We start from the raw sequence: 12227 nt of genomic DNA on the forward strand, positions 1-12227 counted from the left end.
CCTCAGGGCAGGACGACGACCGGCGTTCCCATCCGGACGCGCGCGTAGAGATCGATCACGTCCTGGTTGTGCATGCGGAAGCAGCCATAGGACGCGGCGGTGCCGATCGTGTTCGGCATGTTGGTGCCGTGGATGGCGTATTGCCCGGTCGGCCCGAGCCCGATCACGCGCGCACCCATCGGGTTGCGCGGCGAGCCGCCGGGGATGACGTCAGGCAGGCGCGGATTGTCGCGCCTGACCTCGGCCGGCGGGCTCCAGGCCGGGTCGACCTGCAGTTCCTCGACATATTTGACGCCGCGCCACTGCTTGCCGGCCTTGCCGACGGCGACGGTGTACCGGATCGCCTCGCCGGGCGCGGTGACGAAATAGAGTTTCCGCTCGCCGGTGCGGATCACGATCGTGCCGGGGTCGAAGCGCCCGTCGCGCAGGCCGACGACCTCGCGCGCCTTTACGGGCAGTGCGGTCGCACTGACCGCGGACAGGGCAAGGGTGGCAAGGGCGACATGTCTGAGCATGGTCGGAACTCCCGCTGGAAACAGGCGTGAGTTGTGGCGCCGCAGCCGTGAAGCGCGGGTTGAGCGATATGGTGAAGCGGCGATTCAGGATGAATCGCCGGTGAATCCTGCTCTGGGAACTGTTTGGCGCCTGGATCGCAGCAGCTTTGGGCAACGCCTTGTTATTCCGGGAGCGCCATAGGCGCGAACCCGGAACCCACGACTGGGTAGATCATCCGATGCCCGGTTGCAGGCCGCTCACCCGGTCGTGGGTTCCGGGTTCTTCGCCATCGCGAAGCCCCGGAATGACAAGGGGGCAGCCGAGCCCTACGCCGCAGGCCGGGCGCGGTGCTGCTGCGGCAGCAGGAAGGGCAGGCCGGGCGCCGGGGCGCGGCTCAGCGTCAGGTCGACCTTGAAGACCTGGCGCAGCAGGGCGTCATCCAGCGTCTGCGCCGGCGGACCCTGCGCGATGATGCGGCCCTGATCCATCACGACGAGATGGTCGGCATAGGTCACGGCGAGGTTCAGGTCGTGCAGCACGATCAGCACCGCGACGCCGCGCGCGGCGATGCTGCGGGCCATGTCGAGCAAAGCGAGCTGGTGGCAGAGATCGAGGCTGGCGATCGGCTCGTCCAGGAACAGGACTTGCCGCTCGGCGATGCTGCGGCCGGCCTCGAGCTGGCAGAGCACGCGAGCGAATTGCACGCGCTGCTGCTCGCCGCCGGAGAGCGTCTGATAGCGCCGGCCGGCGAGGTCGATCACTCCGGCTGCGGCCAAGCTTTCGGCGACGATCGCCTCGCGCCGCTGGCGCGTCAGGGCCCGGCCGATGCCGTCGACGCCGAGGCTTGCGACCTCGTAGACGCTGAAGGGGAAGACGAGGCGGGCGTGCTGGGCCATGACCGCGCGCAGGCAGGCGAGGCGCCAGGCGGGGATTGCTCTGAGCGGCTCACCGGCGATGCGAATCTCGCCGCCGGCTGGCTTGATCTCGCCGGTCAGGAGCTTGAGCAGGGTCGATTTGCCGGCGCCGTTCGGGCCGATCAGGATCGTCGTCGTGCCCCCGGTGAGCTCCAGGCTGGCATCGGCCACGAGCTTGCGTCCGCTTGCGAGGAAGCTGACGCCATGACCGGAAAGGATCGGGTTCGCTTCAGACATCGATCAGGCTCGTGCGGCGCAGGAGCAGCCAGAGGAAGAAGGGTGCGCCGATCGTGGCGGTGACGATGCCGATCGGCAGTTCTGCGGGAACGACGATGAGGCGGGCGACGATATCGGCGCCGACCAGCAGCATCGCGCCGCCGAGCGCCGAGAGCGGCAGCAGCAGGCGGTGATCCGGACCCACCGAGAGCCGGATCAGGTGCGGCACGACGATCCCCACGAAGCCGACCATGCCGGCGGAGGCGACGCTGGCGCCGACAGCGAGCGCGACCAGCAGGATCGCCAGTGCCTTGATGCGCTGGACGGGAATGCCGAGATGATAGGCCTCGGCCTCTCCGAGCATCAGCCCGTTGAGTCCGCGCGCCAGCAGCGGCATCAGCAGAAGCAGTGGCAGGATGATCGGCGCGACCACCGAGAGCTTCGTCCAGCTCGCACCGCCGAGACTGCCCAGCGACCAGAAGGTCAGGTCGCGCAACTGCCGGTCGTCCGAGATGAAGGAGAGCAGGCCGGTGAGGGCGCCCGCCATGGCGCCGAGCGCGACACCGGCAAGCAGCATGGTCGCGACCGAGGTCCGGCCGCCGCGTGTCGCGATGAGATAGAGCGCGAGCGTCGTGATCAGGCCGCCGCAGAAGGCGCCGACCGGAAGGGCAGCGAAGGGCAATTTCATCATGGTGCCCGCGAGAAAGCGGTCACCAAGAACGATCGTGGTTGCCGCTGCAAGGCCGGCGCCGCTGGAGACGCCGACGAGGCCGGGATCGGCGAGCGGATTACGGAACAGGCCCTGCATCAGCGCGCCGGATACGGCGAGCGCCGCGCCGACGAGCAGGCCGAGGAGCACGCGCGGCAGGCGGATATTGAGCACGACAAGGACGTCGCGGCCTTCGAGCAGGCTGGTATCGCCCGTGAGACGCGCCATCAGGATCTCGGCGACCCGGCCGGGTGCGATCGCGATTGCCCCCTGACCGATGGCGACGACGGTCAGGAGCAGGCAGGCCAGCGTGAGCCCGGCGACGGCGAGCAGCCCGGAGCGGCGCCGGCTCGCGATCAGCGTCGTCAGGGAGGTCGTGGCCACGGTCGGGGATGGTGCCGCGAGGGTCACGGGGCGGCAGCGGTCTTGAGCGGCGGGATCGCGGCTTCCGGGTAGATCGCGGCCATCAGGTCGCGCGCCGCCATCGGCGTGCGCGGGCCGAAGCCGAGCAGGTAGAGCCCGTCCATATGAACCAGCCGCTTGTCCTTCGCAGCGGGGGTCTGGGAGAAGGCGGGCATCGCGAAGAGCTCGTCCGGCGTGGTGTTATGGGCGCTGCTGTTGCGCATCATCAGCACCATGTCCGGCGCGGCAGCGGCGATGGCCTCGTCCGTCATCGGCTTGTAGCCCTCGATCGCATCGGCGACGTTGATGCCGCCCGCGAGCGCAATGATGCCGTCGGCGGAGCTGTTGCGGCCGCCGACCAGGGCGCGGCCGTTTTGCAGCGAGAGCAGGAAGAGGATGCGCTTCTTCCTGGCGATGCTGGAGCGGTGCGTCGCGAGCTCGTCGAAGCGGGCCTTGGTCTGCGCGGCGAGGCGCTCCGCCGGAGCGGCCGCGCCGATCGCGGCACCGATCGCAGCGATCTTGGCGGTGACGCCCTCCGAGGTCAGGCCATCATTGATGCGGGCGATCTTCACGCCGGATTCGGTGAGCAGCGAAACGGCGTCCGGGGGGCCGGCACCGTCGATCAGCATGATCAAGGATGGTCTCAGCGAGAGCACGCCCTCGGCCGAGAGGGCGCGGACATAGCCGACATTGGCCTTCTCCTTCAGCGCTTCCGGCGGGAACTGGCTGGTGGAGTCGACGCCGACGATGCGGTCCTGCAGGCCAAGCGCATAGATCACCTCGGTGATGACCCCGCCGGCGACGACGATGCGGTCCGGCGTCTGCGCCAGCGCGGCGCCCGGCAGGGCGGCGGGGAGCCCGAGGCCGCCGAGGCCGAGCGCGCTCAGGGCGAGGGCCGCCGTCATCTCGCGGCGGTTCGGCTGCCGGAGGCCGCGATGCGCCTGGGTGATGCGCGAGCGAGACATGTCGCAACTCCATTCGGGCGAGTGCGGATTTCACCGCCGCAGATGCCCAAGCAAGAAGGTTGTGTGCAGTTTAAAATTATTCCATTCAAAGTAGATCTTGTTTGTAGTTATTCAAAACAAGAACGACTTTGCGGTATTATTGACGCTGATATTAGCATTTACTACAAGGGGTCAAGGGCAGCGCCACGGCGCAGCCGGCCTCGTCAGGCGATAGCGCCGGGCGGTCGGTCGCTGCTCACGCGCATTTCCGGGTCGAAACCTTCGTCGGGAGGTGGTCGGGCAGGGTGCGGCGATTGCCCGGTATGTTCGTTTCCGCCGTTTTCCGGCGCGCCAGATGCAGGGTTTACCGATGTTCATCGCCATGAATCGCTTCAAGGTCGTCAAGGGCGAGGAAGCCGCCTTCGAGACGGTCTGGTCCTCGCGCAAGACCCGCCTCGACGAGATGCCGGGCTTCCTCTCCTTCCATCTGCTGAAGGGGCCGGAAAAGGAGGATCACACGCTGTATTCCTCGCATACGAGCTGGGCCTCGAAGGAGGATTTCACGGCCTGGACCAAGTCGGAGCAGTTCCGGGAATCGCATCGCAATGCCGGCCAGCCGCGCCCGAAGCCGATGTATCTCGGCCATCCCGAATTCGAGGGCTTCGAGACCGTGCTGAGCGAGAGCAACCCGCATCTGCCGCGCCAGGCGGCCGAGTGAGGCCTTAAGCCGATGACGACCGCCGACATCACCGCGCAGGACCCGATGGAGCATGCGCGCGCCCTGTTCGCCGCCAAGCCGGACGGCCTGATCGAGGCGATCGCACGCGAGGCCAAGGTCTCGACGCGCGCCGTGCTCGAGCTTCTGCCCGAGGCGCAGCGTCAGCTCGTGGCGCCCGAGCGCTTCGAGGACGTCTGGAAGGATCTCGCGACCTGGGGCACGGTGCTCTTCCTGATGCACACGCCCGACATCGTGCTGGAATGCGAGGGCTCGCTGCCGATCGGCAGCTTCGGCCATGGCTATTACAACATCCATGGCGATAGCCCGATCGGCGGGCATATCAAGGCCGAAAACTGCCGGGCGATCTATCTGGTCGACCGGTCGACGGCGCAGGGCCGGCGCGCCTGCTCGGTGCAGTTCTTCAACGGCTCGGGCGAGGTGATGTTCAAGGTCTTCGTGCGGCGCGATGCCGCCCGCGCCTTGCTGCCGGACCAGCTGGCACGGTTCGAGGCGCTCAAGACAAAATTCGCCTGAGCCCAAAAAACGACACGGTGTCCAGTTCTTGCATCGCGTGGCATAAGCCGCGCGATGCGGCCACCGATGAAGGCGATGAGCAGAATTCACCATTCATTAACCATGTTGACGCAGCCTTCGCGGCAGAAGGCCCGTCGAGCATGACTGCCTCCCGCGGCCGAGACCCCTCGGACGATGCGGCGGACATGGCAGGCGAGAGCCTGTCCGACGCTTCGACGACGGGGGTCGATATGGCCGCACATGTCACCATGGATCGGGCCCATCTGCCGCATGGACGCCCGGGGCTGTCGCTCGCGGCCGGGCGCCGGTTCGTGGCGAGGCGGGTGCCTGCCCTGCGCTCGAATCTGGGCTCCGCGATCCTGCTCGGCCTGCGCTTCGTCCAGGCGCGGCTGATCTCGGTCTGGGGCCTGATCATCGCGGCCGCCCTGTGCCCGCCCTTCGTCTTCGCTGCCTTCGCAGTCTTTTCCTCGGCGGCGAACTTCATCTCGATCGCCTCGCTGCTGCGCCTGGAGGCCGTGTTCTTTCAGAACAGCGACCGCGCCCGGCTCGGCCTCGCCTTCCGGCTCGCAGCCGCCGTCGGCGTGGCCTTCCTCGCTGTCGCCGCCGTCGTCCTGATCGGGCTCGCCGTGACCGGCTGGGTCGCGCCGGCGGTCGCCTTCTTCTTTCTGGTTTCGCTGGCGGCGCGCTCGGTGCTGCGGCTGCTCTGGTCGGAGGCGACGGCCGAGGGCGATTTCCGCGCCATCGGCAACAGCAATGTCGTGCAGGCCGTGGTGCAGCCGGCGATCATGCTGCTTCTGATCTGGGTTTTCGGGCCGAAGGCGCTGACCTTGTTCATGGCCGATGCGCTTGGCCACGTCCTGGCGGCGGCCTATCTGCTGCGGCGCAGGCGGGATTCCGTCGCCGCGCTGGTCCGGCCGGTGCTCTGGTCGTGGCGCAGCCTCGCCGAGGCCGCGATTCGCTGGCGGGATGCGCCGCGGGCCCTGCTGCCGTCGGCATTGCTGGCCTACGGGTTCGCGATCGCGCCGCTCCTGGCGCTGCCCTATGCCAGCAATACCGTGCTTGCGGCGCAGGTCGCGCTGTCGATGCGCCTGCTGGACATGCCGAGCCAGATGTTCGGAACGGTGTCGATCCCGCTGGTGCTGAACCGCCTGCGGACGCAGGCCGGTCCGCGCCGGCGCTTCTGGGCGCGGATCATGGCGCTTGGCCTGACCGTCGGCGCGACCGTGCTGTTCAGCGTCATCGCCGTCGTCTCGCTCGTGGCCGACCATTGGCTGATCGGGACGCAGTGGCAGGATCTCGGCGAGGTCATCGCGCTGCTGGCGGCGTTCTATATCGGCATTGCCGTCCTCGGGCCGCTCCAGGAAGTGGCGACGCTGTCGCGCCAGCCCTTCTGGCAGGTCGCGATCAATGCTGTCGCGCTGGTTGCGATTGTGGCCACGATGGCGTGGTTCCGTGCCCTGTCGCCGGAATTGCTGCTGACGATCGGCGCCATCTCGATCCTGCGAACGCTGGCGCATACCGTCTTCATCTGGCTGCATCTCGACGATGCCGCCGAGGCGCCCTCCGACGGCCTCGCCGCTTCGGGGGCGGTGCGGTAGGCTATTCCCGCCGGATCAGCTTGTCGGCGACCAGCGACGAGAACAGCCCCGGCTTGAACTCGCGCTCCAGCCGTTCGGGGTCGTAGATCGTGGCGACCCAGTCCAGGAAGGCGATGCCCTTCGCCTCGCCCTCAAGGCGATAGGCCTCGAAGAAGGCGTCGAGGATGCCGGTCTTGGCGAAGCGGAAATGGCCATAGCGCAGCGAGAGCTGGCGCATGGCTTCGTCGAGCGGGCGCCCTTCATGGACGAGCAGATAGAGCGCCGAGAAGAAGCCGGCCCGGTCGGCGCCGGACTTGCAATGCACCAGAGCCGGTTCGTCGAGGCTCTCGAAGAAAGCTTTTGAGCCGAGGATCGTCTCGCGATCCGGCGCGCCGCGCGAGCGCAGCACGTAATCGACGAGCTTGATGCCGTGGCGCTCGCAGGCTTCCTTCTGGAGCGGCCAGGAGCCGTGCTCGCGCCCGCCGCGCAGGTTGACGATGGTCTTGACGCCCTTGCGGGCGAAGGCCGCGATCTGGCCGGGCGCCGGCTGGGCCGAGCGCCAGAGCCGCGGCGTGACGCGGTGCGCGTTGAGATAGGCGAGCCGGAAGATGCCGTGGTCGACCAGCAGCATGTTGGTCCAGGCGCGCAGGCGCTGGCCGCGGCTTTCGATCGGTCGATCCCAGCGGGCAATGCGGGCCATGCGGCGGGCATAGCGTTCTTCGTCGGGGCGCAGGCGGCTCAACACGGCCTGGTCTCGGGGCTGTTCATGGGGCGCCGGATAGCAGCGCGGGCGCGCCTACGCAAATCGTCGGGTGGCGAGGCGCGACGGAAGGGGTTGGACTTTTCGCCGCGAACTTGCATAAGGCCCGGCAAAATTCCCAAGCGACAGGTTCCAGCATGCGCATCGACGCCATCTCCATCGGCAAGAACCCGCCCGAAGAAGTCAATGTCCTGATCGAAGTGGCGATCGGGGGCGAGCCGATCAAGTACGAGATGGACAAGGAGGCCGGCACGCTCTTCGTCGACCGCTTCCTCTATACGCCGATGCGCTATCCCGGGAACTACGGTTTCATCCCGCATACGCTCTCGGAAGACGGCGACCCGTGCGACGTGCTCGTCGCCAATACGCGCCCGCTGGTTCCGGGCTCCTATATCGCGGTCAGGCCCATCGGCGTGATGCTGATGGAGGACGAGGGCGGCGGCGACGAGAAGATCATTGCCGTGCCGGTGCCGAAGCTGACCAAGCGCTACGAGAACGTGCACAACTACACCGATCTGCCCCAGATCACGCTCGACCAGATCCAGCACTTCTTCGAGCACTACAAGGATCTCGAGCCCGGCAAGTGGGTGAAGCTCAAGGGCTGGGGCGACGCTGCCATGGCCAAGAAACTGATCGTCGAGGCGATCGAACGGGCGAAGGCCGCGAAGAAGGGCTGAGCGCCTGCGGCAGCCGTCATCTGCGTTGACGGAAAGTGTCATCCCGTGCGCGTTGCGGCGCGAAGTGCCGCAGCGCAGACACGGGATCGTCTTCAGAATAAGGCGCCTTCTCGTCATACGGTCCCGTGTCTGCGCAGCAGCGTTGCACGCTGCAGCGCGCACGGGATGACAGGTGCCCTTACGCTGCGATCGCTTCCGCCAGTGCGACCGTGCGGCGCGCGATCTCTGCATGGAGCAGTTCGACCATGCGGCCGTCGAGCTGGATCGCGCCCTTGCCGGCATTCTCCGGCAGGTCGAAGGCGGCGATTACGGCGCGGGCCCGCGTCAGCTCGGCATCGTCGGGCGCGAAGACCGCATTTGCGACCGCGACCTGCGAGGGGTGGATCAGGGTGCGGCCGTCGAAGCCGAGATCGCGGCCCTGCTCGCATTCGGCCAGGAAGCCGGCCTCGTCCTTGATGTCGTTATAGACGCCGTCGAGGATGTCGATGCCATGGGCGCGGGCGGCGAGCAGCGCGCTGGTCAGCCAGGGCAGCATCGGAGCGCGGGCCGGCACGAAGCGGGCGCGCGTTTCCTTGGCGAGATCGTTGGTGCCCATCACGAAGCAGGCAAGGCGCGTCACGGGATCGCGCGCTGCACGGGCGATGCGCTCGACATCGAGGATCGCGAGCGGCGTCTCGATCATCGCCCAGACCGCGATGGCGGGATCGGCCCAGAGGCCGTTCAGCTGGTTGCCGACCTCGTGCAGCGTTTCCGGCGCGGAAACCTTCGGGATCAGGATCGCCTGCGGCTTCGTCTCGGCGGCGGCGGCGAGATCATCCGCGAACCAGGGCGTGCCGACGCCGTTGACGCGGATCACCAGCTCGCGCCGGCCATAGCCGCCGGCCTTCACGGCGGCGCAGACCTGTTCACGCGCCGTCGCCTTGGCGTCGGGCGCGACGGCGTCCTCGAGGTCGAGGATCAGAACGTCGGCCGCGATCTCGCGGGCCTTCTCGAGCGCGCGGGCGTTCGAGCCCGGCATATAGAGGGCGCTGCGGCGGGGGCGTATCGTGCTCATGGTCTCTCCTGACACGGGCCAGCTTGTATTGCAGTGCACAGTAGACCAACGCAGATGCAATGCCAGCGCTGCGAAAGGCGGAGGAAACGGGATGGCGTGGCTGGCCGGCGTCGACGGTTGCAAGGGCGGCTGGATCGTTGCCATTGCGTCCGATGAGGGGTCGGAAGCGCCGCTGATCCGTGTGGTGTCCCGCTTTGCCGATCTGTTCGCAGGCGAGATCGTGCCGGATCTGGTGGCGGTCGACATGCCGATCGGCCTGCCGGACCGGGTGCAGGGTTCCGGGCGTGGGCCTGAGCAGGCCGTGCGGGTGCTCCTCGGCGACAGGCAATCCTCGGTCTTTTCGATCCCCGCGCGCCGGGCGGTCGAGGCGACCGACTATTGGGAAGCCTGCGCGCTGGCGCTTGCGGCTTCCGATCCGCCGCGCAAGGTCTCCAAGCAGGGTTTTCATCTGTTCCCGAAAATTCGGGAGATCGACGGCTTGCTGCGATCCGAGCCCGGCCTGCGCGGGCGCGTCTTCGAGATCCATCCGGAACTCGCCTTCCGCACGATGCGGGGCGCGCCGCTGCTTCATCCGAAGAAGATCAAGGGCGTGGTCAATCCCGAGGGCTTGGCCGAGCGTCGCAGCCTGCTGATCGCGGCTGGTATTCCGGCAGAGACGGCGGGCCTGCGTCCGCCGCGCGGGGCCGCGGCCGATGATCTGCTCGATGCCCTGGCGGCGCTGGTCGTCGCCCGGCACATTGCCGCCGGGCGTGGACGCCCCTTTCCCGATCCGCCGGGACGCGATAGCCACGGACTTCCGATTGCGATCTGGACCTATCGTCCAGTGTCCGAGCCTGAGCAGGATATCGTCATGAGCGCACGTCCCGTCACCCGTCCGATGATCGAGGAAGCGGCGGCGCGCATCGCCGGCCATGCCCGCGTCACGCCCGTGATGCGCCTGGGCACCGGCGCTTTCGGCTCCGCTGCGGATGTCTCGCTCAAGCTCGAATGCCTGCAGCATGCCGGTTCGTTCAAGACGCGCGGTGCCTTCAACAATCTGCTCTCGCTGCCGGTCCCGGCGGCCGGCGTTTCGGCCGCGTCCGGCGGCAACCATGGCGCGGCGGTGGCCTATGCCGCGATGAAGCGCGGCGTGAAGGCGACGATCTTCGTGCCGGAGATCTCGCCCGCCGCCAAGATCGAGGCGATCAAGCGCTTCGGCGCCGATGTCGTGGTCGGCGGCGCGCAATATGACGACGCGCAGGCGGCCTGCGACCGTTTCGTCGCGGAGACCGGCGCGCTCAAGATCCATCCCTTCGCGGCGGTGGAGACCATCACCGGCCAGGGCACGCTCGGCCGCGAATGGGACAGCCAAGAGCCCGATCTCGATACGGTACTCGTCGCGGTTGGCGGTGGCGGGCTGATCTCAGGCATCGCGAGCTGGTTCACTGGGAGCAAGGTCAAGGTCGTCGGTGTGGAGCCGGAAGGTTCGCGGGCGTTGCAGGCGGCGTTCGATGCAAAGGGGCCGGTGGAGGTCAAGGTCGCGTCGGTGGCGGCGGATTCGCTCGGTGCCCGCAATGTCGGCCAGCTCGTCTACGATGTGACGAAGGACAGCGTCGATCATGTCGCGCTGGTGCCGGATGCGGCGATCACCGAGGCGCAGGGCGTGCTCTGGCGCGATTTCCGCCTCGCGGTCGAGCCAGGCGGAGCAGCGGCCTTGGGCGCGCTGCTCTGCGGGGCCTACAAGCCGGCGAAGGGCGAGCGGCTCGGCGTGCTGGTCTGCGGCGCCAATGTCGATCTGACGAAGCTGGCTGCGATCGTCGGCTGAACGCTTGTCATTCCGGGATGCCGCGTCGCGGCAGGCCCGGAACCCACGACTGGGCGAGCGCTCTGATCGTTTTGTTCGTGCAACAGGTCGCGCCCAGCCGTGGGTTCCGGGTTCGTCCCTGTGGGACGCCCCGGAATGACAAAGCGCTCGATCGTTCGTCGGGGCTGGACGTGGCCCTTGGTTGCAACGCACACTTGCCTGCGATCAGGAGACGATGCATGCCCGGCTCTAGCCCGAAGACCAGTTCCGGCCGCTTCTTCGAGGATTTCCACCTCGGCGACACCATCGTCCATGCGACGCCGCGCACGGTGCGGGCCGGGGATGCGGCGCTCTATTCGGCGCTCTACGGCTCACGCTTCGCCGTGCAGTCCTCGGACGCTTTCGCTGGTGCGATCGGCTATCCCACGGCGCCGATCGACGACCTGCTGGTCTTCCACATCGTCTTCGGCAAGACGGTGCCGGATGTCTCGCTGAATGCCGTCGCCAATCTCGGCTATGCCGATGGGCGCTTCCTGAAGCCGGTCTATCCGGGCGACACGCTTTCGACGACCTCGGAGGTGATCGGGCTGAAGCAGACCTCGGCGGGCGATGCCGGCATCGTCTATGTCCGCTCGATCGGCCGCAACCAGCACGGCGAAATCGTGCTGAGCTATGCGCGCTGGGTGCTGGTGCGCAAGCGCGAGCCCGGCACGCCGGCCCATGCCGAGCAGGTGCCGGAGCTGGCCAAGGCCGTGCTGCCGGAGCAACTCGGCGAGGGCTGCCCGCGGATCGAGCTTGCGGCTTACGACGATGCACTCGCCGGCTCGGCCTTCCGCTGGAGCGACTATGCCGTCGGCGAGCGGATCGACCATGTCGATGGCATGACCGTCGAGGAGGCCGAGCACCAGCTCGCGACAAGGCTCTACCAGAATACGGCGCGGGTGCATTTCGATGCGCATGCGGCGCAGGGTAGCCGCTTCGGCAAGCGGCTGATCTATGGCGGTCATGTCATCAGCCTGGCGCGGGCGCTCTCCTTCAACGGGCTCGGCAACGCCTTCCACATCGCCGCGATCAATGGCGGGCGCCATGTCGCGCCGCTCTTCGCCGGCGACACGGTCTATGCTTGGAGCGAGGTGCTTGGCAGCGCCGAGATTCCGGGGCGCAGCGATGTCGGCGCATTGCGACTCAGGCTGGTCGCGACCAAGAACCGTCCTTGCGCGGATTTCCCATTGAAGGCTGGAGACCAGTATGATTCCAGTGTGATTCTCGATTTCGACTACTGGGCGCTGCTGCCGCGGTAAGCTTTTCGTAAGAAAATGACGATTTTCAGAATCTGTAACTTCGTTATGCGCATGCCGCATTGCAGCGCCGGAACGGTTTCGTTAGACAACCAGTCACTCTAGAATGATCCCAAATGGGTCCGCCCTTGTCGACGGACCGCTTG

The 12227-nt window shown here is 67.4% G+C and carries 12 protein-coding genes; 6 read left to right on the plus strand and 6 right to left on the minus strand.

The features are described from left to right. Nucleotides 1–2: 2 nt before the first annotated feature. The 4 genes from ACODTJ_RS15315 to ACODTJ_RS15330 form a co-directional block, all read right to left on the minus strand. Nucleotides 3–515 carry a L,D-transpeptidase gene (locus ACODTJ_RS15315; protein ID WP_454654516.1) on the minus strand — a complete coding sequence of 171 codons (513 nt, stop codon included), beginning with the start codon at nt 513–515 and terminating at the stop codon, nt 3–5. A gap of 306 nt (nt 516–821) precedes the next feature. After that, nucleotides 822–1646, minus strand: coding sequence for a heme ABC transporter ATP-binding protein (locus tag ACODTJ_RS15320; protein ID WP_454654517.1), 825 nt, complete (start codon nt 1644–1646; stop codon nt 822–824). Continuing rightward, entirely contained in the window at nt 1639–2718 is a 1080-nt protein-coding gene (locus ACODTJ_RS15325; RefSeq protein WP_454654519.1) for a FecCD family ABC transporter permease, read from the minus strand. The genes ACODTJ_RS15320 and ACODTJ_RS15325 overlap by 8 nt, the downstream gene beginning before the upstream one ends. A 23-nt stretch (nt 2719–2741) precedes the next feature. After that, nucleotides 2742–3701: a heme/hemin ABC transporter substrate-binding protein gene (locus tag ACODTJ_RS15330; protein WP_454654520.1), complete on the minus strand. Its 960-nt coding sequence runs from the start codon at nt 3699–3701 to the stop codon at nt 2742–2744. A 349-nt stretch (nt 3702–4050) separates the two neighbouring features. On the opposite strand from ACODTJ_RS15330, the gene hmuQ reads away from it, so the two are divergent. From hmuQ to ACODTJ_RS15345, 3 genes are all read left to right on the plus strand, one after another. Next, entirely contained in the window at nt 4051–4398 is a 348-nt protein-coding gene (gene hmuQ / locus ACODTJ_RS15335; protein WP_061965707.1) for a heme-degrading protein HmuQ, read from the plus strand. A gap of 12 nt (nt 4399–4410) precedes the next feature. Continuing rightward, nucleotides 4411–4932, plus strand: a complete 522-nt coding sequence (gene hutX, locus ACODTJ_RS15340) for a heme utilization cystosolic carrier protein HutX (RefSeq protein WP_454654521.1) — start codon at nt 4411–4413, stop codon at nt 4930–4932. A gap of 140 nt (nt 4933–5072) precedes the next feature. Further along, nucleotides 5073–6530: a hypothetical protein gene (locus ACODTJ_RS15345; protein ID WP_454654522.1), complete on the plus strand. Its 1458-nt coding sequence runs from the start codon at nt 5073–5075 to the stop codon at nt 6528–6530. 1 nt (nt 6531) lies between these two features. On the opposite strand, the gene ACODTJ_RS15350 is transcribed toward ACODTJ_RS15345, so the two are convergent. Then, complete coding sequence (locus ACODTJ_RS15350) at nt 6532–7254, minus strand: fused DSP-PTPase phosphatase/NAD kinase-like protein (protein WP_454654523.1); 723 nt, start codon at nt 7252–7254, stop codon at nt 6532–6534. Nucleotides 7255–7406: 152 nt separating this feature from the next. Here ACODTJ_RS15350 and ppa point away from each other — a divergent pair, with 152 nt between their 5' ends. After that, on the plus strand, nt 7407–7946 hold the full coding sequence (ppa, locus tag ACODTJ_RS15355; RefSeq protein ID WP_454654524.1) for an inorganic diphosphatase: 540 nt from the start codon (nt 7407–7409) through the stop codon (nt 7944–7946). Between the two features lie 178 nt (nt 7947–8124). Here the strand turns inward: ppa and ACODTJ_RS15360 are convergent, their stop codons facing one another. Continuing rightward, nucleotides 8125–9000 (minus strand): HpcH/HpaI aldolase/citrate lyase family protein, encoded by an 876-nt coding sequence (locus tag ACODTJ_RS15360; RefSeq protein WP_454654525.1) that lies wholly within the window; start codon nt 8998–9000, stop codon nt 8125–8127. A gap of 91 nt (nt 9001–9091) precedes the next feature. On the opposite strand from ACODTJ_RS15360, the gene ACODTJ_RS15365 reads away from it, so the two are divergent. Further along, nucleotides 9092–10804, plus strand: coding sequence for a serine/threonine dehydratase (locus tag ACODTJ_RS15365; RefSeq protein WP_454654526.1), 1713 nt, complete (start codon nt 9092–9094; stop codon nt 10802–10804). Between the two features lie 218 nt (nt 10805–11022). After that, a complete protein-coding gene (locus tag ACODTJ_RS15370; protein WP_454654527.1) occupies nt 11023–12084 on the plus strand; it encodes a MaoC family dehydratase in 1062 nt (353 codons plus the stop codon). Nucleotides 12085–12227: the final 143 nt, after the last annotated feature.

This window comes from Allobosea sp. FG18, assembly GCF_057809495.1.